Annotated in this window: 24 protein-coding genes; 17 read left to right on the forward strand and 7 right to left on the reverse strand. The window is 29.6% G+C overall.

The window, feature by feature from the left end:
* Positions 1-124 precede the first annotated feature (124 nt).
* From FAY47_RS10810 to FAY47_RS10815, 3 genes are all read right to left on the reverse strand, one after another.
* Positions 125-2,545: a hypothetical protein gene (locus FAY47_RS10810; RefSeq protein ID WP_143316727.1), complete on the reverse strand. Its 2,421-nt coding sequence runs from the start codon at positions 2,543-2,545 to the stop codon at positions 125-127.
* Positions 2,546-2,730: 185 nt separating this feature from the next.
* Positions 2,731-2,880 (reverse strand): hypothetical protein, encoded by a 150-nt coding sequence (locus FAY47_RS20295; RefSeq protein WP_185966798.1) that lies wholly within the window; start codon positions 2,878-2,880, stop codon positions 2,731-2,733.
* Between the two features lie 45 nt (positions 2,881-2,925).
* Positions 2,926-3,663: a 3'-5' exonuclease gene (locus tag FAY47_RS10815; RefSeq protein WP_143316728.1), complete on the reverse strand. Its 738-nt coding sequence runs from the start codon at positions 3,661-3,663 to the stop codon at positions 2,926-2,928.
* A 196-nt stretch (positions 3,664-3,859) separates the two neighbouring features.
* Between FAY47_RS10815 and FAY47_RS10820 the strand changes: the two genes are divergently transcribed.
* From FAY47_RS10820 to FAY47_RS20955, 8 genes are all read left to right on the forward strand, one after another.
* On the forward strand, positions 3,860-4,981 hold the full coding sequence (locus tag FAY47_RS10820) for an aminopeptidase (RefSeq protein WP_143316729.1): 1,122 nt from the start codon (positions 3,860-3,862) through the stop codon (positions 4,979-4,981).
* A gap of 18 nt (positions 4,982-4,999) precedes the next feature.
* Positions 5,000-5,851, forward strand: a complete 852-nt coding sequence (locus tag FAY47_RS10825; protein WP_143316730.1) for a DegV family protein — start codon at positions 5,000-5,002, stop codon at positions 5,849-5,851.
* 232 nt (positions 5,852-6,083) lie between these two features.
* Positions 6,084-6,509, forward strand: a complete 426-nt coding sequence (locus tag FAY47_RS10830; protein ID WP_143316731.1) for a MarR family transcriptional regulator — start codon at positions 6,084-6,086, stop codon at positions 6,507-6,509.
* Between the two features lie 33 nt (positions 6,510-6,542).
* On the forward strand, positions 6,543-7,355 hold the full coding sequence (locus FAY47_RS10835) for a RelA/SpoT domain-containing protein (RefSeq protein ID WP_143316732.1): 813 nt from the start codon (positions 6,543-6,545) through the stop codon (positions 7,353-7,355).
* Between the two features lie 14 nt (positions 7,356-7,369).
* Positions 7,370-8,047 carry a tetratricopeptide repeat protein gene (locus FAY47_RS10840; protein ID WP_185966799.1) on the forward strand — a complete coding sequence of 226 codons (678 nt, stop codon included), beginning with the start codon at positions 7,370-7,372 and terminating at the stop codon, positions 8,045-8,047.
* 10 nt (positions 8,048-8,057) lie between these two features.
* Positions 8,058-8,477 carry a PPC domain-containing DNA-binding protein gene (locus tag FAY47_RS10845; protein WP_143316734.1) on the forward strand — a complete coding sequence of 140 codons (420 nt, stop codon included), beginning with the start codon at positions 8,058-8,060 and terminating at the stop codon, positions 8,475-8,477.
* Between the two features lie 114 nt (positions 8,478-8,591).
* Positions 8,592-9,887 carry a histidine--tRNA ligase gene (hisS, locus tag FAY47_RS10850; RefSeq protein ID WP_143316735.1) on the forward strand — a complete coding sequence of 432 codons (1,296 nt, stop codon included), beginning with the start codon at positions 8,592-8,594 and terminating at the stop codon, positions 9,885-9,887.
* A gap of 296 nt (positions 9,888-10,183) precedes the next feature.
* Entirely contained in the window at positions 10,184-11,209 is a 1,026-nt protein-coding gene (locus tag FAY47_RS20955; RefSeq protein WP_243129601.1) for a CAP domain-containing protein, read from the forward strand.
* 66 nt (positions 11,210-11,275) lie between these two features.
* Here FAY47_RS20955 and FAY47_RS10860 read toward each other — a convergent pair whose 3' ends face one another.
* A complete protein-coding gene (locus tag FAY47_RS10860; RefSeq protein WP_143316736.1) occupies positions 11,276-12,511 on the reverse strand; it encodes an NAD(P)-dependent oxidoreductase in 1,236 nt (411 codons plus the stop codon).
* Positions 12,512-12,632: 121 nt separating this feature from the next.
* Between FAY47_RS10860 and FAY47_RS10865 the strand changes: the two genes are divergently transcribed.
* The 4 genes from FAY47_RS10865 (at position 12,633) to FAY47_RS10880 (ending at position 15,138) form a co-directional block, all read left to right on the forward strand.
* Positions 12,633-13,385 carry an alpha/beta hydrolase gene (locus FAY47_RS10865; RefSeq protein ID WP_243129602.1) on the forward strand — a complete coding sequence of 251 codons (753 nt, stop codon included), beginning with the start codon at positions 12,633-12,635 and terminating at the stop codon, positions 13,383-13,385.
* A gap of 39 nt (positions 13,386-13,424) precedes the next feature.
* Complete coding sequence (locus FAY47_RS10870) at positions 13,425-13,805, forward strand: VOC family protein (RefSeq protein WP_143316737.1); 381 nt, start codon at positions 13,425-13,427, stop codon at positions 13,803-13,805.
* 131 nt (positions 13,806-13,936) lie between these two features.
* Positions 13,937-14,437 carry a GAF domain-containing protein gene (locus FAY47_RS10875; protein ID WP_143316738.1) on the forward strand — a complete coding sequence of 167 codons (501 nt, stop codon included), beginning with the start codon at positions 13,937-13,939 and terminating at the stop codon, positions 14,435-14,437.
* 83 nt (positions 14,438-14,520) lie between these two features.
* The gene (locus FAY47_RS10880; RefSeq protein WP_143316739.1) at positions 14,521-15,138 is read left to right on the forward strand and encodes a superoxide dismutase; all 618 of its coding nucleotides are present in this window, start codon (positions 14,521-14,523) and stop codon (positions 15,136-15,138) included.
* Positions 15,139-15,250: 112 nt separating this feature from the next.
* On the opposite strand, the gene FAY47_RS10885 is transcribed toward FAY47_RS10880, so the two are convergent.
* Complete coding sequence (locus FAY47_RS10885; protein WP_143316740.1) at positions 15,251-16,297, reverse strand: hypothetical protein; 1,047 nt, start codon at positions 16,295-16,297, stop codon at positions 15,251-15,253.
* A gap of 247 nt (positions 16,298-16,544) precedes the next feature.
* Between FAY47_RS10885 and brnQ the strand changes: the two genes are divergently transcribed.
* Complete coding sequence (gene brnQ / locus FAY47_RS10890) at positions 16,545-17,906, forward strand: branched-chain amino acid transport system II carrier protein (protein WP_143316741.1); 1,362 nt, start codon at positions 16,545-16,547, stop codon at positions 17,904-17,906.
* Positions 17,907-18,009: 103 nt separating this feature from the next.
* Here brnQ and FAY47_RS10895 read toward each other — a convergent pair whose 3' ends face one another.
* Both FAY47_RS10895 and ugpC read right to left on the reverse strand, forming a co-directional pair.
* Positions 18,010-19,131, reverse strand: coding sequence for a glycoside hydrolase family 88 protein (locus FAY47_RS10895; RefSeq protein ID WP_143316742.1), 1,122 nt, complete (start codon positions 19,129-19,131; stop codon positions 18,010-18,012).
* 18 nt (positions 19,132-19,149) lie between these two features.
* A complete protein-coding gene (gene ugpC / locus FAY47_RS10900) occupies positions 19,150-20,259 on the reverse strand; it encodes a sn-glycerol-3-phosphate ABC transporter ATP-binding protein UgpC (protein WP_143316743.1) in 1,110 nt (369 codons plus the stop codon).
* Positions 20,260-20,602: 343 nt separating this feature from the next.
* Between ugpC and FAY47_RS10905 the strand changes: the two genes are divergently transcribed.
* The 4 genes from FAY47_RS10905 to FAY47_RS10920 are packed head-to-tail and all read left to right on the forward strand — an operon-like array spanning position 20,603 to position 25,426.
* Positions 20,603-21,439, forward strand: a complete 837-nt coding sequence (locus FAY47_RS10905) for a sugar phosphate isomerase/epimerase (protein ID WP_143316744.1) — start codon at positions 20,603-20,605, stop codon at positions 21,437-21,439.
* A gap of 43 nt (positions 21,440-21,482) precedes the next feature.
* Positions 21,483-22,172: a DUF1961 family protein gene (locus tag FAY47_RS10910; protein ID WP_143316745.1), complete on the forward strand. Its 690-nt coding sequence runs from the start codon at positions 21,483-21,485 to the stop codon at positions 22,170-22,172.
* 12 nt (positions 22,173-22,184) lie between these two features.
* Entirely contained in the window at positions 22,185-22,826 is a 642-nt protein-coding gene (locus FAY47_RS10915) for a DUF624 domain-containing protein (protein WP_143316746.1), read from the forward strand.
* A gap of 53 nt (positions 22,827-22,879) precedes the next feature.
* A complete protein-coding gene (locus FAY47_RS10920) occupies positions 22,880-25,426 on the forward strand; it encodes a hypothetical protein (RefSeq protein ID WP_143316747.1) in 2,547 nt (848 codons plus the stop codon).
* The last annotated feature ends 327 nt before the right edge of the window (positions 25,427-25,753 follow it).

The raw sequence follows: 25,753 nt of genomic DNA on the forward strand, positions 1-25,753 counted from the left end.
TAAAGTAGAAAATTAAATTATTTATTGTTTGCTGTTAGCTAATAGAATAATAAAATGATATACTTGTATTAAAGTAAGGAAGCTTGGACAATTTTTTACCCAAGCTTCTTTAGTTTTATAAAAATTAATTGCTTTTTTTCTTCTTATTTATTACGGTAATTGCTATTGCCATACTTGAGGCTATTAAAGTTATAATTATTATACAAGTTAATATATTTATATTTGAATTAGTAATGGATTTAGATTCGTCAAGAGAAGATGTATTTGTAGCAATAGCTTCAGTCATATTTCCACCTGAATTATTAGAATCTGAATCATTTAGGGTCAATAATACTTGTTCATCCTGCTTATCCTTATCAGATTTTACTATTTTATCTATTTCGCCATTACCATCTTCATCTATTTGCAATTCCGTAGGATTTGATTTATCTGTTGTAGTAAATATTTTTGTTCCTTTCTCTATAGGAATGTTATCAAAGTGTCGTTCTTCTTTTAAATTATTATTTTCATCATACCAAGACATGTCATAATCCATTTTTCCTTTATCAGTTCCATGAAAGGTTACATTACAATTATTATCTTCATCGATAGCAGCCATCTTAATATTTCCGTTTTCGCCTATTCTATCTAAACGACCATATGAGCTAAAGTTAGTTGAAACAGTATCTGAGTTTAATATTTCACCATTTTTCTCGATAGTGGCGGTAGTTGGAGAATCAATACGCATAACTATATAAGGTTTTCCATTAGTGATAGTTTTATTTCCTAAAGTGGAAGTTCCCTGTTTTAATATATCTGTTGTCCATTTTATTGGGTTTGAACTATTTACAAGCCCTCCATGAGTAGTTTCAGAAAAATATTTAACATTATTTGAATTGACATTATCTAAGCCACCTATCATTGTAGAAGATAATTTCGGTACTGTTCCATCTCCATTATTTTCATAGACAAGGGAACTTACATCAATAGAGTCTAAGGTATTGCCATTCTTAAAAACTAAAGAACTAATAGTTTTTTCACCTGTACCAATTGCAAAGTAGGAGTTATTTAATGTGCTTAGTATATTAGAGCCATTTAGTGTAATTCCTTCTTGTTCAGCAACACATGAATCATAAATGTTTTGGAAAATTGTTTTACCATATTCACTATATTTGCTATAATCTATTTGCGAAATATGACTACTGAATAAACCATCTTTGAACTTTGAAGAAAATCCAACTGCATCAAAGTAATTTCTTGTTGGATAAAGTTCAGCTACACCAGAAAAACCTGATTTGACTTTTTTAGTCAAACCACATACACCTAAAGCAAAATCAGTTTTATTCCAATCTTCAGATAAAATTGACCAATTTAATACTGAATTTATAAGTGTAGGGGCTCCTTCATAGGGAGTGCCAAGAGTAATAACTTTATCAATTTTCGAAGTATCTAGAGTCGCGTAATTTGAAGCAACTATTCCGCCCATACTATGGCAGACTAAATCAACTTTAGAGACGTTTAATGTGTTATCTATAAAGTCTTTTAATTGTTCGCCAGCAGATACATTACTTTTTCTAAAATCGTAAGAGAAGAAATATACTTCTCTATCGGGAAATTCATTACAAATAGTATCGACTAAATTCTTGTAGGAATTTTGTGCTCCATATTCTCTTTCACTAGTAGAAAGAGGTACTTGATTTACAACTTTTTTTGTAAATAGAGTTGAAGAAATATTAATGTTTTTTCCTAAATTATAGATGCTATTTTCATCTGAAGGATTTAGTTTAACTATTGGATCCCAAATCTGTACAGTACAATCAGAATCTTTATATAGACGACTTCCCATTATTCCTGGAATTATTATAATTGGAGGAGAGCTGGTTAACTTTTTAGATATTGCATTTAGTTCTGATGATAAACTTTTTATATTATTGGTTTCGTGATAATTTTTAGGAATTATATTTTTAAGAGATTTTTGTAATAAAGAGTTATCATTTTTTGCTGAATTGTTCAAGTAACTCAAAGAATATATTTCATATTTACTAGAAAGATTTTTTATATAACTTGAGATGCTAGATGTATAATTTTCACAAGAATTATATTTATCTTGGGAAGAAAAAGTATTATTTGAAAGTTCATTGTTTAAAATAACAATTGACTTATCAGAATTTGAGGGGCTATTACTAGTAAACAAGTCATTAGATATTTGCAAACATTCGTTAATATCTGTTTCTTCCGAAGTTAATGCAGAAGTTATTCTTTCATTCAATTCCTTGGCATCAGATGTGAAGGAAAGAATATTTTTAGTTTTATCTGCAGTAATTATAGAAATTTTACTATTTGGAGACTTGCTCAAAATATTTTTGCAAAAGTTTGAACAAGCTGTGTTAAATTCTTTTTTTGATTGAGATGGCAAGTTGTTTGATATATCTAGTATAAGCGAAATATCTTTTTCTTTTGTAGTAACTGTAGAAGCTTTAGTAGTTAAATTGAAATTCGTAAATAGTGATAAAAATATAGTTAGTGATAAAAACATTATTATAGTTTTTGTATATTTGTTTTTCAATTTTAATCCCCCTTTTTGGTATATTAATTTATATAAAACTGAATTTCAGCATAATTTTTTGAAAAAAATTACATTATTAATAAATTATACAAAAATTTCAGGAAATATACAAGAGGGTTGCTGGAATTTAACATAAGAATAAAACCTACAAAATGTGAAATTTGTAGGTTTTACTGTATAAATTATTAAAAATGAGGATTGATTTCTTCTTTTTGAATTCTTTTTAAGTCTTTTAATCTCAAATGGGTTTTTTCCATAATTTCATCAAAAGATTCACCAGCAATAATCATTTCCTTAGCTATATTATGTAAAGATTTATTTTCATCCGTACTCATACTATTACCTCCTATCAATATCTATTTTGTGATACACATAGGAATTTATTCATTAATAAATTGTCTTGTTTTTCCCATAATATAGGCAAGTTTTATTATTTCTTTTTCTTCTAGAGTCATTTTCCTTCCATAAATTTTTTCAAATTGATTATATAAAGCAACTAAATTAATAGTTTCTTTTACTGATTTTTTTAGCTTTGAGGATGGATATGAATAAGTTTTAGGCTTGATTTTAGTATAGTTAATATGCTTAAAAACTTCAGAAGTATAGTAAGCGTCATTTAATGCATTGTGGAATTCATTAGTACTAGGTATATTAAAAACGTCAACTGCATTTTTTAATCCAATCTTGCATCCTTTAGGATAGTTACAGTGTTTTGAAGTATATTTTTGAATATCAATATATCTTTTGGGTAAATTTGAATCTGATAAATTATGAAAATTTATGTTTTTTATAAGTTGTTTTATATCATCACTTCCCCATACACCTAAAACTATATCAATAGTACCAATAAAATCTAAAAATTTTTCATATATTTGAGGAAAAGTTTCACATAAATTAACTTCAGAAGTGGTTATGCCTGTTAATTCCTCAACATACGGATGAATAATTAGATGAACAGTAGGTTTAACTAATGCATTAAATGAAGAGATTATTTCTAGGTGTTCATTAAGTTTCAAAGCTCCTATTTGAATTATTTCGAACATTAATGGAGGAGATTTAGCATTTTTGTCGTCAGGATGTCTTTGATTAAATTCTAAGTCAAATATTATATAATTCATTTAAAAATCTCCTAAAGTTAAAAGTCAATTTATAAATAAATATTAAAATAATTTTTCTAATATATCAAGTAAATGAAGAAATATTAAATTTGTTAATTTTATTATGTAATTCTATGAATTATTGTTAATTATAGATTAATAAAGTAAAATAGATTTATAGTATAAAATTGTAAAATGGAAAGTAGGTAATGTCATTATGGTAGATGAAAGGTTAAGTAAACTAGCAAAGTTGTTGGTAAACTATTCAACAGAAGTAAAACCAGGAGATAAAGTTTTCGTTTCTTGCAACGAGATTGCAAATCCTTGGCTTACTGAAATTATTAAAGAAGTTATTAAAGCTGGAGCAAATGTAGAGTACAAGTTAGAATCAGAAGAAGCAAGAAGAATGAAATTAAAATATTCTACAGATGAGCAACTTAAAGAGGAAGGCATTATATTTGAAACTGTATTAGAACAAGTAGATGTTTGGTTAAGTGCTTGGGGATCTAAGAATACTAGAAATAATACTAATATTCCAGCAGAAAAGTTAAAGGCATTTACAATAGGGTCTACAAAGTGGAGAAAAAGTTATTCAGAGAGAATGGGAAACGGTTCACTAAGATGGTGTGGAACTCAATATCCTACAAATGCAGATGCTCAGGAAGCATCTATGAGTCTGGAGGAATATGAGGATTTTGTATATGGAGCAGGGCTATTAGATAAGGATGATCCTGTAGCAGAATGGAAAAAAGTCAGTGCTAAGCAAGAGTTATGGGTAAAATATTTAAATACAAAAAGTGAGTTACATATAATTTCCGAAGGAACAGATATAACAGTAGGAATAAAGGGAAGAAAGTGGATTAATTGTGATGGGAAGGTAAACTTTCCTGATGGAGAGATATTTACATCACCTATTGAAGATAGTATAAATGGGCATATTAAGTTTTCTTTTCCAGGAATATATGTAGGGAAAGAGATTGAAGGAATAGAGCTTGAAGTAAAGGATGGTAAAGTAATATCTGCTAAGGCAGAGAAGGGCCAGGATCTTTTACAAACTTTATTAGAAACTGATGAAGGGTCAAGTTTTTTTGGTGAGGTTGCAATAGGAACTAATTATGGAATTAAAAAGTTTACAAGAAATATGCTTTTTGATGAGAAGATAGGCGGAACTATTCATATGGCAATAGGAGATTCCATGCCAGAAGCAGGTGGAAAAAATAGGTCTGCATTACATTGGGATATGCTTTGTGATATGAGAAATGGTGGAGAAATATATGCAGATGGCGAATTATTCTATAAGAATGGTCATTTAATTGAAGAAGTATTAAAGAATAGATAAAAAGTTTGGGGTGGAGAGATGGCAGTAAAGTTAGTGACAGATAGCACAAGTTATATTCCAAAGGAATTAGTTGAAAAATATGATATTTCCGTGGTATCACTTAATGTGATTTTAAATGGGAAAAGCTATAAAGAAGTAGAATTGAATAATGAAGAATTTTATAAGGAAATGGATGTATCGGAAGATATACCAACATCATCTCAACCAGGAATAGATGATTTAGTAAAGGCTTTTAAAGAAAAGGTAAGTAAGGGGCATGATGTTGTTGGAATATTTTTATCTTCAAGGATGAGTGGAACATTTTCAAGTTCACATCTTGTAAAAGAGATGGTCCTTGAAGATTATCCAAATGCAAAAATAGAGATTATAGATTCTATGACCAATTGCATGCAAATGGGTTTTGAAGTTTTACAAGCAGCTAGGATTGCAAGTGAGGGAAGAGAAATAGGTGAAGTAGTATCAGCAGCCTTAAAAGTAAGAGAAAATAGCAGATTTTTATTTGTACCTGAAACACTAAAATATTTAAAAAAAGGTGGCAGAATAGGAGGGGCATCTGCATTGCTTGGAACAATACTTCAAATAAGGCCGATATTAACTGTAGAAAATGGGGAAACTACAGTTTTTGATAAGGTAAGAACTAAGAAAAAAGCTGTTGAGGTTATAGTTAATAAAGTTCTTTCGGATATTCAGAATAGAGAGCTTGGAGAAATTATTATTCACCATATTAACTGTGAAGATGAAGGTAAAGAACTCGCTAAAAGAATTAGTGAAAAATTAGATGTACCAGTTAGAGTTCAATATATTGGTCCTATTATTGGATTGCATGTTGGGCCAGGAAGCATTGGAGTTGCATATTATACTAAAAAATAGAGAAATATATTGGTCAGGATGAGTTAAAGAGGCAGGTAATCGAATTATATTTTTGATTACGTGCTTTTTTAATAAATAGTAGCTTTCATAGATAAGTAAATATAAGAAATTATAGGCTTTGTGAAGGTCAAGAAAATTGACAAAATAAATGTTAGTTTTATATTATAATAAGAGAAATATTATAGAATTATTTAAGGTACATTAGATGTTATGTTATAAAAGGAGTTAACTAATGAAAGATTATTTAAGTAACGTGAGTTTAATAGATTTAGTGAGTGAAAAACAACAAGAACTTCGTGTAAAGATTGTAAACATTGGGGAAGAAAGATGGGGGGAAAGCGTGACTCAGAGTGAATCTAATATGTTAGCTGTAATAGAAAAAGAGAATATGACAATAGCAGAAGCTGCTAGAAAGATTAATGTGTCGCGTCAGGCCGCTCATAAGTGTGTTCAAGGGTTAATAACTAGAGGGTATATTAATACTACTTCTATAGAAGGAAATCAAAGAAATAAGTTAATTGTCCTAACAGATAAGGGAAAAAAATATTGTAATGAGATGATTGTAATAAAAAGGGAAGTAGAAGAGGAAATTGAAGAAAGCATAGGGAAAGCTAATATAGAGCTTTTAAGACAATGTCTCAATTCAAAATGGTTTTAGTGTTGAACATAACATTTTTAGTGAGGTAAAAATATGAAGAAAGATTTAGATATAGAAGAGTTCATAAAAAAATATCCGTATATCGAACCGATAATTACCAAAAACAGCATAAATGTTGAGAGATTAAAGAAAATTTATAGTGATTACATAGGATATAAAATCTCTTATGAAAATCAAGCTGATTTTATAGCTAATATTTTACGTTCTCAAAGTATGGTACATTCAGTAAAGTCTAGAATTAAAGATCCAGATAGGTTAATAGAAAAAATTGTTAGAAAGACAGAGGATAGAAAAGAAAAGTATGATAATAACTTCCAATTTGATGTTAATAATTATAAAGAAGAAATAAATGATTTAATAGGAATAAGAGTTATCCACATATTTAAAGATCAATGGCAAGATATTCATGAGTTTATAATTAAAACATGGAAAGTTATTGAAGTAACAGCAAATGTAAGAGAAGGAGATAATACTGAAATATTTAAAGAACTAGGTATTGAAGTTAGATCAAGGGTATCTGGATATCGATCAGTTCATTATTTAGTAGAATTTTATCCTACTAGTAAAAAGGTAATTGCAGAAATTCAAGTGAGAACAATATTTGAAGAAGGTTATGGAGAAATAGATCATAGTTTACGATATTCTCATAATGAGATTCCAGAATTACTGCAAGCAAATTTGCTATTATTCAATAGAATTGTTGGAAGTGCAGATGAAATGGCTTCATTAATTAATGGACTCAGTAAAGAATGGTGTAATAAAGAAAAGTATTATAAAAATTTGGTTGAAGAACAAAGTTTAGAAATAGAAAGATTAAATAAGTTAATAAGTAAAGGGAGTAAATAACTGGGGGGAAGATATTGAATTTTAAAAATATTAATGAGTATAAAACAAGTTTAAAGAAAATCACAATAGAAAATAAAGTTATTAGAGAAATAAGAGAATATACAAAAATAATTGAATTAAATCCTGAAGATGAAGAGGCATATAACAGTAGAGGAATATGTTATGATGAAATAGGAGAGCATCATAAAGCTATTGAGGATTTTAATAAAGCAATTGAAATTCATTCAAGTTATTATGAGGCATATAATAACAGAGGTTTATGCTATGAAAATATGGGGGAATATCATAGAGCTATAGCTGATTATAGTAAGTCTTTGGAGATATCAGCAGAAGACGAAGAATCATACTATAATAGAGCTGTTTCGTATGAGAATATAGGCGAATATACGAAAGCAATAGAAGATTATTCTATAGTTTTAGAGTTAGATCCGGGAGATGAAGAATCTTACAACAATAGAGGGATATGCTATATTAATTTAAATGAGTATGAAAAAGCAATTGAAGATTTTACAAGTTTAATTAAGTTAAATCCTGATAATAAAGAGGCATATTATAACAGAGGCATAGCTTATGAAACTATAAATAAATATGAAGAAGCGGTAAATGATTATTCAAAAGTTTTAGAGTTTGATCCTTATGATAGAGATGCTAATGTTAATATAGAAGTATGCTATAAAAATATAAAAAGATAGTTGGTGTATTATGATTTATAAAATATTTGGTGATAAAATAGTTGTGCGTTTAGAAAAAGGAGAAGAGGTTGTTGCTTCTATTAAGGAATTATGTAAAAAAGAAAATATAAAAGCAGGATCGATTTCAGCTTTAGGAGCAACAAATCATGTTGTTATAGGTATTTATAAGGTTGATGAGCAAAAGTATTACTCAAATACGTTTGATGAAGATCTAGAAATTACTAGTTTAACAGGGAATATATCTGTAATGGATGATGAACCATATTTACATATACATGCTACATTGGGAAATATAAAAGGTCAATGTATAGGAGGGCACTTGAACGAAGCTAGAATTAGTGCTACTTGCGAAATAATTATACAAAAAATAGATGGACAGGTAGAAAGAAAGTTTGATGAAAGTATTGGACTTAATGTTATAGAATTTTAAGTATATTATGTTGTATAATATTTTTTATGAAAACCAATTTTCATAGATATGTGGTGGATATATAGATTAAATAATAATTTAATTTATTATTTTGAATCAAAAGGAGAGAATAAAATGAACAATAATAAAGTGAAACCCAGTATATTACCAGGATTCATGGAATTACTACCAAAAGAGCAACAAAAATTTAATGATATAGTCAATAAGATTACAAAGGTGTATGAGGAAAATGGATGTCTTCCAATGGATACACCAATAATAGAAAAATCAGAAGTTTTACTTGCAAAGTCAGCAGGTGAAACAGAAAAGCAAGTATATAGATTTAATAAAGGAAGCAATGATTTATCTTTAAGATTTGATTTAACTGTACCTTTAGCTAGATATGTAGCTCAATATTTTAATGATTTAAATTTCCCATTTAAGAGATATCAAGTTGGAAAGGTATATAGAGGAGAGAGAAATCAAAGAGGTAGGTATAGAGAATTCTATCAATGCGATTTGGATATTATAGGAAATGAAAAACTTAGCATTAGTAATGATGCATTAGTAATAAGTATGGTTTCAAAGGGATTTAAAGCTATCGGATTAAAGGATTATAAGTTTCAAATAAGTAATAGAAAAATTTTATCATCAATATTAACGGAGATAGGCGTTAATGAAATAACTGAGGTTATGATCTTGATAGATAAGTATGATAAAATTGGCAAAGAAGAATTTGAAAAAAATCTTAATGATTTAATTGGTGAAGAGAAGAGTAGTTATATAACAAATGTTATGAATATAGCTGGTAGTAATGAGAAGATTTTAGAAGAGCTTAAAAGCTTAAATTTAGAAAGCGAAAAATTTAGATCTGGGATAGAAGAGCTAGAAAACGTAATTAATATGTTAAGTATTCTAGGAGTAGAAGAAGATGAATATTTAATAAATTTAAAAATAATTAGAGGATTAGATTATTATACAGGAACAGTTTTTGAAACTTTCTTGATAGGAAATGAAGGATATGGTTCAATATGTTCAGGAGGAAGATATGATAATTTAGCTCAAAACTATACTGATAGATTATTACCTGGAGTAGGAATATCTATAGGACTAACTAGGTTATTTTTTGTTCTTGGAGAAATTGGATTCTTAGATAATTATGTGGTGAAAAATCCAGTTGAATATTTGATTCTTCCAATAGGAGATACTTTGAATTATTGTGGAGAAATTTTTAGAAAATTAGAAGCTGAAGGAAAAACTTCTCAAATATATTTAGAAGATGGAAAGTTAAAGAAAAAGATGAATTATGCTGATAAATTAGGTATTAACAAAGTTATACTAGTAGGTGAGGATGAGGCTGCTAGCAAGCTAGTTAAGATTAAAGATATGGTTAGTGGAGAAGAAAGTATTAAGGGATTTAGTGAAATATAATTAAAGAAAAAGAGCCTATTAAAATTTCATTTTATGGATTTTAGTAGGTTCTTTTTTTTAGAATGTGAACTTACATAAAATATTATACTGGAATTATAAAGAATAGTTTACGCTTATGATTAGTTTCCATAAGAGTTATATATGTTACCACTAGGATTATTTATCAATATATAGAAAGTATCTACTAAAAGGAAATCGAAAAAATTGCATATAATTATAATGATAGAACTATAGAAAAAAATTGTTTAATGAAATAAATAGAATTAATTTTCTAGATATAAAAAGGAGTGGTACATATGAAAAAAAAGTTAATTGCTATAGCAATAGCAACTTTATTATTAGAGCAAATAGGAATTACTACTTATGCAACAGTCCGTAATGATAACACAGGTTACTCTTATTCGAATTATGATAATGCTAATACTTCAACTAGCAGGAGAAATATATTAAGAAAAAAGGGATTGATAAGATTTCTTTTTGAAGGTAATTATGACAATATTGTTGGTGGTATTAGAGAATTTTTTACTCAGGCATATGCAAATAATAATGTACAAGGCAACAATACTGCAGAAGGAAATCAAAACAATAATGTTTTACAAGATGATTTTAATCAAGATATAGGTAATAGTATAAAAGAAAATCAAAATACAACAGATAATACAGAAAATGCACCAACTGTTCCACAAGTAACAGAGACAGATGAAAATAAGCAAAACACACAATTGGTACCACAAACACCAACTGAGCAACCAGCTCCAACACAGCCAGCTGAACCTAAACAGCCAGCAGCACAAACACCAATACCTAAGCAGGTGACACCAAATCAACCTTCACAGAAGGCAGTAACACCAAGTACACCTACACCAGCACCTAGTCAGACACAACCTAAGGCGCCTGCAAATCAAAATACTAGCGATAAGTTTATGGCTCAAGTTGAGCAAATGATATTTACTAGAGTAAATCAGGAAAGAGCAAAGGCTGGAGTAGCAACGCTATCATATAGTACAACAATGGAAAAGTATGCTAGAATTAAGTCACAGGATATGGGGGATAGAGCATATTTTAGACATGAGGATCCAGAAGGAAATCTTATGACAACTAGAATGCAAAAAGATGGTGTTAGATATAGTGCTTGGGGAGAAAATATTGCCTATATTGGAGGGGTATCTGATGCTAATGCTTTAGCAAACCAATTTATGAACAACTGGATGAATTCTCCAGGACATAGAGCTAACATTTTGTCTGATAAGTTTACAGGTATAGGAGTAGGTATTTATAAAGTTGGAAATAAAGTTTATGCAACACAAGAATTTGTTAGATAAATAGTAAGACACGGTATTATCTTTTATATAGAAAATGCCGTGTCAATATATTTTTAATCTAATTTATTAAATTAATTTTTGTAAAAAATTATCCATAGATTCAGAAATTTTCTTTGCAGCTACTACAGCCTCAATAACAGTACTAGCACCATGAGCTACATCACCACAAGCAAATACTCCATCACGAGTTGTTTGTCCATATTCATCAGTAAGAAGTAATCCACCCTTCTTGATTTCTAGACCTTCATTATTTTTGATTATAGTATTTCTTGGAACTTGGCCAACTGCAATTAAAACAGTATCACACTTGTATAGTTTTTCAGTTCCTTTAACAGATACAATGGAAGTACTTCCATCATCATTTTGAATTTTTTCAGTATCAATTAGAATAATGCCTTCATCAACTATTTTTACAGGAGCTTTAAAGGTGTTAAAGATTACATCTTCATCTTTTGCTTCCTGAATTTCATGCTTTGTGGCAGGCATATCTTCAAAATCACGTCTATAAGCTATGCTTACATTTTTTGCCCCATAATATTTAGCTGTTCTTGCAGCATCCATAGCAACATTACCAGCTCCTAATACGATAATATTATCACCAATATCGTATAATTTTGGACTTCTTAAATAATCGATAGCATAGTGTACGTGTCCAAGACTTTCACCACTAATTCCTAAAGTTTTTGGATTCCAAACTCCTGTACCTATAAATATAGATTTATAGCCATCTTCAAATAATTTATCTAATGTTGTTATTGGGCCTACTACAGAATTAATCTTAATTTTTACGCCTAATTGTTTTAAGTGTTTTTCAAGAAGTGTTATATAAGTTTTTGGTAACCTAAAGGCAGGAATACCATAAGTTAAAATACCACCAATTTTTTCATTTTTTTCAAAGATAGTAACTTCATACCCTTTAAGAGCTAATTCAAAAGCTGCTGTTATACCAGCAGGACCTGATCCGACTACGGCAACTTTTATTCCATTACTTTTAGGTTTTTCAAAATTAACATTTTCTAAGTAACTAGTAGAAATATCTTTTTCAATATCATGAAAACGTACAGGTTCTCCTTTTATTCCTTTAATACAATTACCTCTACATTGATCTTCATGAGGACATACTATTGCACATAGAGCAGATAATGGATTGTTTTCGAAAAGTATCTTTCCAGCTTCTTTGATTTTATCTTCTTTGTAAAGAGTTATGATTTCAGGGATTGGAGTATTAATTGGACAATTTTTTTGACATCTAGGGTTCTTACATATAAGGCATTTATTTGCCTCATTTAAAATATTATTCATTTGCTCACCTACCTATCTGTTATGATATCATTTGTTTTGAATAAATATCACCTTTTGTATATAATAAAATATACAAGAAATTAAATCAACCAATAAAAAATATTTGTTAGGAGGATATTAGTTGAAAAGGGCACAAATTAAGGGAATAAAGTCTAAAAGGTTAAGAAAACTATTATTTCTAATAACTTGTATACTAGTTGTGGCTGTTGGAGGAATTATATTTTGGATGAGTAGATCCTATGATTATAAAAGTATTGCAGCTATGGCACTAAAAAGTAATGATTCTATAAAAGTTACAGATGATAATTTTATAGTTTTTACTCCAGAGAATAAAACTCCTACAAAAGGATTTATTTTTTATCCAGGAGCAAAGGTAGAAGCAGAGGCATATTCCCCGCTATGTAAAAAGATAGCAGAGGCTGGCTATAAAGTGGTAATAGTTAAAATGCCGTTAAATTTTGCTATATTTTCACCAGATAAAGCGGATGAAGTTATCAATTTATATTCAGATATAGATGAATGGGCTATTGGTGGACATTCTCTTGGTGGAGTAATGGCAAGCAAATATGCATCAAATCAAGAAAAGATAAAGGGAATAGTGTTATATGCTTCTTATCCAGAAGGTGATGAACTAGAAGGAGTAGATAAAAAAGTATTAAGTATATGGGGAAATAATGATGGTGTTGCAGATTTAAATAAAGTAAAAGGAGCAAAACTTCCAAAAGATGCTGAATTTGTTGAAATAGAAGGAGGAAACCATGCACAATTTGGTGATTATGGAGTTCAATCTGGTGATAGTAAAGCAACAATAGGTAATGAAGAGCAAATGGATATAGCAGCTAAAAAAACAATAGAAATGTTAAATAGACTTTAAAGAATATTAAAATTTTCAAGTTAGATGAAGGAGGAACTTATGATACTAAAGAAAATACATCATGTGGCAATAATTTGTTCGGATTATAAGAAATCAAAGGAATTTTATACAAAAATATTAGGATTAGAAGTGATTAGGGAAGTATATAGGAAAGAAAGAGATTCTTATAAGTTGGATTTAAAACTTGGAGATAACCAAATTGAACTATTTTCTTTTCCTGATAGCCCTAGTAGACCAAGTTATCCTGAGGCATGTGGATTAAGGCACTTAGCTTTTCAAGTTGATAATGTGGAAGAAGTAGCTAAGGAATTGGAGAGTAATGGAATCGAGGTAGAACCAATAAGGATTGATGAATTTACTGAAAAGAAATTTACATTTTTTAGCGATCCAGATGGATTACCTTTGGAATTATATGAATAATTTTTTGAAGATTATATATAAGTTATATAACTGAAATGGAGTATTTTAAATAAAGATATGATCATAAAAAGAAAAGAGGTGAATTTTTAGTAAGAGTTTTATAATTACTTATAGCTCTTATTAAATATAAAATGTTTGATATAAAAATGTTTGAAAATATGACATTAGAAAGTAAACTCGAAACTATGCTTGTTATGTTAGAAGGATTAGTAGAAGGTGAAGATTTAGATATAACAAAGGCTTGTAACGCTACAGCTCTTATTAGCGCCTTAATAGGTAGGATAAACTGGTGTGGTTTCTATTTTGTTAAGGGGGAGAATTTGTTACTTGGACCTTTTCAAGGTATGCCAGCTTGCACAAAAATAGAAATAGGAAAAGGGGTTTGTGGTACAGCTGCTTTAGATAGAGAGACATTATTAATAAAAAATGTTCATGACTTTGAAGGGCATATAGCTTGTGATGCAGCATCTAATTCAGAAATTGTTGTACCAATAGTAAAGGATAATACCTTGTATGGAGTGTTAGATTTAGATAGTGATGAATTTGAAAGATTTACAGAAGCAGAACAAATATACTTAGAAAGAGCTGTAGCTGTAATGAATAAACATATAAAATGGGAGAAAATATTCTAGCATCAAGCTTAATTTGAATAAGAATATTTATATTAGGATAAAACAATTATTGAATAAATATTTTTTTCAATAGGAGTGATATTATGTTTGACAAAATTAAGTTACCTTATGAGTATAATGATTTAGAACCATATATAGACGCAGAAACAGTAGAGACGCACTATAGTAAACATCTTCAAAAATATTTAGATACATTAAATACTACTTTAATAGGACATGAAGAGTTTGCAAAAGGAAAAACATTAAGTCATATACTGTCTAATGTAAATGAGATACCAGAAGATATTAGGCAAGTTGTAGTGAATAATGGTGGAGGAGTAGCAAATCATAATTTGTATTTCTCAAATCTTTCGCCAAATCCAAAGAAAACCCCTGAAGGGAAGTTCTTGGAAGAGATAAATAAAACATTTGGTGATTTAGAAACATTAAAAACAAAAATAGGTGAGGCCGCTATGGGACAATTTGGATCAGGTTATGGTTTTTTAGTTAAAGATAGGTCGGGTAATTTATCAGTAAGAAATACATTGAATCAAAATTCTCCACTTAGCGATGGATTTATTCCTTTATTGACTATAGATGTTTGGGAGCATGCATATTATTTAAAATATAAAAATTTAAGAATGAATTATGTGGAAAATATATGGAATGTAATTGATTGGGAAAAAGTTCAAGGCCTTTATGAAAATTGTGATGGAAATTAGAATTTTTTAAGTCGTGTGAGAAATCTGTTCTGACTTTTAATTTGTAAAAGATAAACTCTTAATAATATTTTCGAATATTATTAAGAGTTTACTGTTTTATGGGAAATTTACTTTAGTAATAATAAATATTATTATAATAAGGCTTCCAGTCACTTTGAATTATTTCTTTTCTTATAGAACAAGTTATATCATAATTACTTCTAGATGAGTTTAGAATATTGAATTTAGAATTAAATGAAGTTGTAAATGTATTAAGTAAATTAGGAATTAGGGAAACTGAAGAATTAAATGTTTCTAAAGGGGTAGATGAATCGGCAGTATTTCTAGTTGATGAAATAATTTTATGAAGTTCTGTACTTGCTTCTTCACATAAATTATTTATTTCCTTTTTTAAACTAGAATCGTAATTGCTTGGATAAGTTACTTCCAGGTTGATTCTATATCCAATGTTACGTATTTTGGTACATGGAACTTCAGTTTGGATATTATTATTATCAATGTAACCAATAGTTTGAGTAATTAAGTCTTCTGTAACTTCAGGAATATCTATGGAAGCTAAAGTTTCAGTGAAAACATTTCTGCTTCCGTTTAAATAGTAATCTTTTTTATAAATTGATGGAGTATTATTTTCTTCGGAGTTAATACAATTTTCGCAAGCGTTGCTAGTATCTGATCTATAACATACGAAAGAATCAATTCTTCTTAGTGATAATCCAAAATAAACCCAATTACGTCCTCTCCATCTGAAGCCAGATATGGAAACTCTGCTGACATTGATTAAAAAAGCCCAGTAGCTTCTACCATTAGTCTCCCAAATATATGTGTATTTGAAAAGACAAAATCTTATTGACATTGGGTCAACAGCCTTTGTTTGTATATTATCGCTAGCACCATAAAAACTTTGAACTCCCTTATCTTTTTTACTAGGAATGTAGTTTGGTGGTGGTGAATGAGGTGCTACAGGTGCTTCAAAATCAGTACCTGGTGGGTAAAAGTTTCCTTTAGGATAATTGTCATAATTGTCTATTGGTGGAAACATATCATTAGGCATTGGAATAAATGGTGGTTCCCTTTGTAGAGGTTCATAAGGCATAGGAGATATTTCAAAATCTACAAACTCCATATCATCTTCGTAAGTATTATCTTTGTCTCTCATCATTTTTATTTACTCCTAAATAATTTAGTCGTTAATATTATATTCATGAATAATAAATATGCTACTTTGAAGTTGTTTTAATTTTAAGACTCTCCAGTTCTAGAAAAAAGAATAAGTTTTACTAATGTGTATAAGTGTATTATAATAGAAAAAATGATTCACTACATTATTAAATTGTTGGGGAAAAAGAAACTTGACAAAAAAACAAAATAACTTTTAATAATTAACAGGCATTTTAGGAGGGCTATTTATGAAAGAAAAACTAAGTTTTAAACAGAACTTATTGATAGGATCATTATTATTTGGATTATTTTTTGGTGCTGGTAATTTGATTTTTCCAGTGCATATGGGACAAGAAGCTGGAAGTAATACTTTTATTGCTACTATTGGTTTCCTAATTACAGGTGTAGGATTACCTATGATTGGAATAGTTGCATCAGCACTATCCAAAAGTGAAAGTTTAATAGATATGGCTAAGCCTATTAGTTCAAGGTATGCTAAGATATTCACATTCGTATTATACCTAACAATTGGGCCTCTTTTTGCAATTCCACGTACTGCTACAGTTGCTTTTGAAGTTGGAATTCATCCTTTTATTTCAGACGAATATTTGAAATTAGGATTAATTATTTTTACATTTATATTTTTTGCTTTTACTCTTTATTTTTCATTACGACCAGGAAGAATTTTAGATTGGGTAGGTAAATATCTGACTCCTATTTTTTTAGTACTTTTATCTATTTTATTAATAGCTACATTTGTAAGTCCAATGGGACAGGGAAGTCAGTATACTCCTCAAGGGAATTATGCTACTCAGCCATTATTTACTGGTTTGCTAGATGGATATAATACAATGGATGCTTTAGCATCTTTAGCCTTTGCTATTATTATTATTTCAAATATACAAAAGTTAGGTGTTAAAGATTCTAATTCTATAGCTATTGAGACGTGCAAGTCAGGGTTAGTTAGTGTTATTGGTATGACTATTATTTATGGGTCGCTAGCATATATGGGAGCTACAAGTTTAGGTAGCGTAAGTCGTGCTGATAACGGAGGAAGTATTTTATCTGGAGTTAGTAATCATTATTTTGGATTTATAGGTACAGTGTTATTAGCAGCGATTGTAGGAATAGCATGTGCAAAGACAGCTATTGGTCTAATTACTTCTTGTTCAGAAGTGTTCAATGAAATGTTTCCAAAATCAATTTCATATAGAAGCTATGCTATCATATTAACAATTTTTTCTTTTACAATTGCTAATTTTGGATTAAATAACATTATCCAATTATCTATACCAGTACTAATGTTTCTTTATCCTTTAGCTATTACATTAATAATATTATCATTATTAGCACCTGTTATTAAAAAGCAAAGTGACATATATAAATGGACAACAGGATTTACAGGTATTGCAGCATTTTTTGATTTCTGTAAGGCTCTTCCACAACCTTTGCAAGAAAATAATGTAGTTGGACAGATTATTAAATTTGCTCATCTATATTTACCAGGTTTTGATTATGGATTTGGATGGATTTTACCAGCATTTTGTGGATTTATTATAGGAATAGTAATTTGGATGTTTAGAAGGAAAAGAAAAGTGTTTAATACATAATATTTTTAGTAATTACTTTTTTAGTCAATTGCTGGACTGTTATCATAAAATAAGAGGCTGTATCAAAATAACTTTTGATATAGCCTCTTAAAAATGAGGAACTTTATAAATGATTAAGTACTTCAGTTAAAGCACAAATGGTAAGCGATTGACCATATGCCATTGGGGCAATGATAATGTTTTTATAATGATCTTTATTATATCCCATGCCAGTTCCACCAGAAACATTTAGCACGGTACCATCTTTTGCTATGTTTTTACATATAGCTATAATTGCTTTTTCAGCTGGGGCCTTATATTTATCATCTAATATACCAAGTTTTATGCCCCTAAGAATACCGGTTACAATTGCAGCTGAACCGGATACTTCTTCATAGCTTGTACTATCATCTATTACTGTATTCCATAATCCAGACTTTGATTGATATTTAACTAAAGCTTTAACTTGAGCAATAAATGTATCAACCAAGAACTTTTTTATACCTGGATTTAAAGTTCCATCAAACATTTCAATATAATCTAATATTCCGAAGGTAAACCAAGAGTTTCCTCTGCACCAGAATACTTCACCAAAGTTAGAATTCTCGTTAAAGCTCCAGCCATGATAAAATAGACCAGATTTTTTATCGTATAGATATTTTATATGAACTAATACTTGATTGATTGATTCATCTATCCAATCTTGCCTTTGGTATTTTTGCCCCATCCTATTTAAGAATAAAACAGTCATAAAGAGAGTATCAATCCACATTTCACTTTCATTTAATCTAACACCTTGTCTATCTCCATTTGCACTAGTAACATGTTGGAAAGCTCCTTCTTTTGTGCGAGGAAGACAATTCATAAGCCAGTCAGCCCATGTTAAGCAAAGCTTCTCATATTCAGGATTATCTACTAGGTCGCATAAATCCACTAATGTTAGTAATGGAGCGGTCGTGTTAATATTTTTTGAAGGTAACCCAACCTTTAAGTTGTTTTTATACCAATTATTTAAGAAATCTAGATATTTATTGTTTTTATAGTATTTATTTAATTTTAACAAACCATATAGGCCTACTCCCTGAGGCCAGTCCCATTCTTGAATTCCAAAATCCCTAGGAAACATTCCTATAGCTTCACCACCTTCTTCAGTTAGCTTTTTTTCATCAGAAGGCCTGTCTAAATTTAATAATTTATCAACAACTAAATCAAGTTTTGATAATATCTCTTTTTCTGTAATTTTCATAGTATCACCTCATAAGTCCTATACAATTGTAAGTTCTGTTTCTATATCAAAGAAATGCATTTTTTTAGTGTCCATAGCCATTTTTATCTTTGAAGCTAATTCAAGAGTTGAGCTTCCGTTAACTCTTACAACTAATGATTTTCCTTCTTTATCTATATATAAATAAGTTTCAGCACCCATAAGTTCTTTAACTTCTAATGTGCAATTAAACACAGAATCACTATGTTTAGCTATAAATTCTTCATCATAATCTAGGTCTTCTGGTCTTACGCCTACAATAATTTCTTTACCAATATATCCCTTGTCCTCTAATATTTTAGCCTTTTCAGGGTCAATTGCTATTTTATCGTCTTTGAACGAGAAATATAATTTGTTTCCTTCTTTTCCGATTTCAGAATGGATAAAGTTCATTTGAGGACTTCCGATAAACCCAGCAACGAATAGATTTGCTGGATGATCATGTACAACTTGAGGAGAATCAACTTGTTGAACAATACCATCTTTCATAACAACTATTCTTGAGCCCATAGTCATTGCTTCTGTTTGATCGTGAGTAACATATATGAATGTAGATTGCAGTCTTTTATGTAATTTGGATATTTCGGTTCTCATTTGAACTCTAAGTTTTGCATCTAAGTTCGACAAAGGTTCATCCATTAAGAATACTTTTGGTTCTCTAACGATAGCTCTACCAAGGGCAACTCTTTGTCTTTGACCACCAGACAATGCTTTAGGTTTTCTATCTAGTAGGTATTCTATATCAAGGATTTTAGCAGCTTCAGTAACCTTTTTTTGAATTTCATCTTTAGGAACTTTTCTTAATTTTAATGCAAAAGCCATATTATCGAAGACTGTCATGTGAGGATATAGGGCGTAGCTTTGGAAAACCATAGATATATCTCTATCTTTTGGTGCTACATCGTTTACAAGAACGTTATCGATGTATAATTCCCCTTCAGATATTTCTTCAAGTCCTGCAACCATTCTAAGAGTTGTAGATTTACCACAACCAGAAGGTCCTACAAAAACTATAAATTCTTTATCTGCAATTTCTAAGTTAAAATCTTTTACAGCTGTAACATCTCCTGGATATATTTTGTAAATGTGTTTTAATGATAATGTTGACATAATAAATTCCTCCCCTTTGTTGTGAATATGTTTACATTATACACCTTTATGTATAAAATATCTATATACAAAATAAACAAAAGTAAAGAAAATATAATAAAATAAAAGGAAAACAATCATAAAACAATGAGTAAGTAAGGGGGTGTAGATAGTTTTATGCTAATATATCATTAAAATTACTATGTTTTTTATAAGGTTAAACAAAATTAACAGAAAAATTGTTTTTAGTTGATTTATGTTAAATTTTTTATAAAAACAAGGAATTATGTTGTTGAGTTTTTTCAATATTAGGTATAATATTTATATAAAGTAATTAAATATTAGAACAAAAGGAGAGTTACTGATGAGAATAGGAGTAAGAGGTCATGATATAGGAAAATATTCATTAGATGAATTAGCTAGACGTATTGAAGAAAAGGATTTAAAAAGTATACAGCTTGTAATGAAGAAAGCTATAACAGAATTTGAAATAACTAAAGGGTGTATGACACCAGGACTTGCTAGATATATAAAGGAAACTTTCGATAGACATAATGTAAACGTCAGCATTTTAGGGTGTTATATAAATATGTCGCATCCAGATGATGATGAGTTAAAAGAATTATTAGATTTATTCAAAGATCATATACGTTTTGCAAGAGATTTAGGATGTAGTATAGTTGGAACTGAAACAGGAGCTTTAAATAAAGACTATGTTTATGGACCAGAAAACCATACAGAAGAAGCTTTTAGAAGATGTTTAAATTCTTTGAAAGTAATGGTTAGTGAAGCGGAAAAGTTTGGAGTAATGGTTGCAATTGAAGGAGTTGCAAGACATGTAATAAATACACCTAAAAAAATGAGAAGAGCTTTAGATGAAATAAATTCTAACAATTTGCAGGCTATATTTGATCCATTTAATTTTTTAACAAATGATAATTATATGAATCAAGATGAAATGATTAAGGAAGCTTTTGAATTGTATGGAGATAGAATCGTTTTGATTCATGCAAAAGATTTTGTGGTTGAAAATGGACAAGTAAAGCAGGTAGCAATAGGTACAGGCCAATTCAATTATCCTTTATTATTATCGTTAATCAAGGAAAGAAAACCACATATAGATGTTATTCTTGAAGGAACAACACCAGAAGATTTGGATAGCAGTATTAAATATATAAAAGATATTTACGATAGAGTTTAAATTAATGGATAATTTTAAAATTTAATGAGAAGGGGGATAGGGTATGAAAGAATTTAGTAGGGGTAAGTGTATTTATAAAAACTTGTTTGAATCAGAACAATCCATAAAAGACTGGTATGCAGAAGGAGAAGTGGATATTAAGCTAAATGAAGGTGAACTAGTATTGAAAAATAAGCTAGACGCTGAATTATGTGGAGATAGTGCTCATTTTGTATTTTGGTGTCCTAAAGATTTTGAAGATAGGATAATAATAGAATGGGAGTTTCAGCCATTAAGTGATCATGGATTATGTATGATTTTTTTCTCGGCGAAAGGAAAAAATGGTGAAGATATATTTTCTGATACACTACCTAAAAGGCATGGAATTTATCCAGAATATCATTCAGGTGCTATAAATGCATTGCATCTGTCTTATTACAGAAGAAAGTATATAAGTGAGAGAAAATTTAATACTTGCAATTTAAGAAAAAGTTGTGGATTTAATTTGGTTAAGTTACAGGCAGACCCTATTCCCTCATTGCCTAATGTAATAGAACCTTATCATATGAGGCTAGTAAAGTATGATGAATTTGTTCAATTTTATATCGATGATTTGTTAGTTTTGAGTTGGGAAGATGATGGTAAATCATTTGGAGATATTCTTAGAGACGGAAAGATAGGGTTTAGGCAAATGGCGCCAATGAAGGCTACTTATTCAAATTTATATGTATATGAAGCAAAAGTTATGGAATAAGAGGTGTAGTATATGGGGAATTTTTCATTTGATAAAATATTTAGAGTTTTTGAAGAAGTTACTGATTTCATATTGCTTAATTTCATGTGGATTGCCTGTACTCTTTTAGGTGTAGTAATTTTGGGAGTAGCTCCTAGCACCGTAGCTTTACTATCTGTAATGAGAGATAAAATAATGAAAAAAGAGAAGTATGGAGTTGTTAAGTCTTTTTGGATTACATATAAGAGAGAATTTAAGAAATCCAATATAATTGGAATAATTCTAATGATATTAATGCTAATGGTTACTATAAATATTATGAATTTTGAGGCCCAAAATGGAACTTTTTTCACTGTACTTTACGGGGTATCAACACTTGCAAAATTATTGATTATAGGCATGTCTCTCTATATATTTCCTTTATATGTTCACTATGATATGAGTTTTAAAGAATATTTCATGAAGGGATTACAGCTTCTAATAATGAGACCATTTGTAACTGTATGTATTGCAATATGGACTTTTATAATGTATTTAGGAGTTATGTTAATTCCAGGACTAATACCATTTCTCACAATAAGTGTATACTTTTATGGGATTATGGCTATAAATTATCAATTTTTTATGAAGAATGAAGATAGACTAAAATCAACAAGTGCAAATTCTGATATTTGATATTGGAGTTTGTACTTATTTTATAATATATATGATTTTGGGGAGGAATTAGTATGACAAAAGTAAAATGGTTGGATGAATTACCAAGGAGTAAAAGTGGTATAACTTGGGGAGTTCCGTGGAAAAAAGGTGAACTTGGGAAGAAACAAAAATTGGCTCTAAAAAATTCAAAAGGTGAAGAGTGCTATGTTCAAAGTTGGCCTTTAGCATATTGGCCAGATGGCAGTGTTAAATGGACAGCACAGTCTGCAGTGTTTGATTCAGATAGTGATAGAGCCTATGAAATAATTAAAACGGATAGAAAACTTAAGCCAGGTAAAGCTATAGAAATTTATGAGAGTAAAGAACAAATAATAATAGACAACGATGTAATGAAATGCTATATAAATAAAAGTGGACAAGACATAATAGAAAAGGTTTTAATGAAAAATAAAGTAGTCAATGAAGGGGGGAAATTAGTAGTTATAAATGAAGTGCGAAAAGATAACATCCATCAATTCGAGAAATATTACAGTAAAATAGAGAATGTATCAATTGAAAATAAAGGGCCATTAAGAGTTGTAATCAAAGTTGAAGGTGTACATTCAGATGAAAAAAGAGAATGGATTCCATTTATATTTAGAATGAATTTTTCTCTCGGAATAGAATATTTTAGAGTTACGCATACTTTTTTCTTTGATGGAGATCCAAACAAAGATTTTATAAAAGGGATAGGAATACAATTTTCTTTATCATTAAATGAAAATGATTTCAATAGACATGTTAGATACGCATTAGAAGAAGGTATGTATTTAGAACCAGCAAAATTATTGCTAACTAGATTTTGTGCAGTTGATAATAAAGCTTATGAAAAACAAATTAATGGAGAATTTGTGGATATTGAAAAAGCAGACACAAGGACAATTGAATTAGCAGAGAAGAATGCTATATGGAATAACTTTAAACTTACTCAAGATTCAGCAAATCATTATAAAATAATTAAGAAAAGTGAAGAAAACTTAACATATGTTGATGTATTACATGGAAGCAGGGCTAATGGGCTTATGTATGTTGGATCTGAAAGTGCAGGAATTTCATTAGGATTGAAGAACTTTTGGCAAAGGTATCCTTCATCTCTTGAAGTTAAAGGATTAGCTAAGGAAAAAACAACTGCAATATTATGGCTATGGGATCCAGCAGTAGAAGCAATGGATTTGAGACATTACTCTAATAGTCCACATATGGTTGCTTATGAAGGTTTTGAAGAAATAAGGTCAACACCTTTAGGTATAGCAAATACAAGTGATGTTTATATTGGGTTCTATAATAAAATGCAAAATAATGAAGAAATCTATGAAATGTCAAAGGAATGGCAAAATAATTCTTTGCTAGTATGCGATCCAGAACACTATTATAAGACTAAAACAACTGGAAAGTGGGGCTTGCCAGATAAAAGTGATGATAAAAAGAAGTTTTTTGAGGATATATTAGAAGAAAACTTTGAATTTTATAGAAAAGAAATAGAACAAAGAAACTGGTATGGATATTGGAACTACGGAGATGTTATGCATACTTATGATGGGGTAAGACATCAATGGAGATATGATTTGGGTGGCTATGCATGGCAAAACACGGAACTTATGCCTAATATATGGCTATGGTATCAATTTCTAAGAACAGGAAATGCTCTTGTATACAAAATAGCAGAAGCTATGACAAGGCATACTAGTGAAGTTGATGCATATCATTTTGGAGAATATAAAGGGTTGGGCTCTAGACATAATGTAGTCCATTGGGGTTGTTCGTGTAAAGAAGCGAGAATCAGTATGGCCATTCTTCACAAGTTTTACTATTATTTAACTGGTGATGAACGGGTAGGAGAAATACTTACGGAAATAAAGGATGGAGATCAAGCAGTAGAAAGATTGGAACCATTGAGAGGATTCTTTCCAGAAAGTGATATAAAGACACATATAAGAACAGGTCCAGATTGGTCAGCTTTTTGCTCAGATTGGGAAACTGAATGGGAAAGAACTGAAAATGAGGAATATAAAAATAAGATAATTAAAGGTATGGATATAATAAAGTCATTGCCAAATAAGTTGTTGTCAACTCCAGCTTGTGGATATGATTCAAAAACATCAATACTTAAGCATATAGAAGATGAAAGAATGACTGGCGAGTTTCATATGATGATTTCTTTTGGAGCACCACAGATTTGGATTGAAATAGGAGAACTATTAGAAGATGAAGAATGGAAGGATATGATAGCTGAGTTTGGAGCTTTTTATATGCTGTCTGATGAGGAAAAGAAAAAGAGGACAAATGGAAAGTTAAGCAACAAGTGTTTTAGTTGGCCGATGTTTGCAACAGGCATGGCGGCCTATTGTGCAAAAAGAAATCGGGATAGAAAACTAGGTAAAAAAGCATGGAATTTATTATTTAAGGAATTAAATGCTAAAAGTAAAAATATGATTACACCAAGTGTAATAAAATCTTGGAGAAGTATATATGAAGATCCGAATGTAACTACTAATTGCGTTTCACAATGGAGCATTAATACAATTATGTGCTTAGAATTAATAGGAGATATGATTCCGGAAGAATTTACAAGTAAATAATAGAATTTTATAAAGAAAACTGTCTTAAATTTAGAGAATATCTTTTTAAGACAGTTTTTCATTTTGTTTTGATGAAGTTTGTATACTTTTAAAAAGTTCAGAGTAGAACACCAATATATTTCTAGAAATAATAGTTAAATGAAAGTTATACACTGTCTAAAATATAAAAAATTTGTATACTAGTAAAAATAAAAATGTAAAAGAAAATAAAAAAAATGAATAAAATTATGGGAAATAAAAAGGGCGGGAAATATGCTAAAATAAGTTATGTATTCTTTATTAATGGCTATTAAAGTGGGGGGGGAGGATAACGTATAAATTCGATTT

Source organism: Clostridium sp. HBUAS56017, assembly GCF_007115085.1.
GTDB classification, from domain to species: Bacteria; Bacillota; Clostridia; order Clostridiales; family Clostridiaceae; genus Clostridium; species Clostridium cibarium.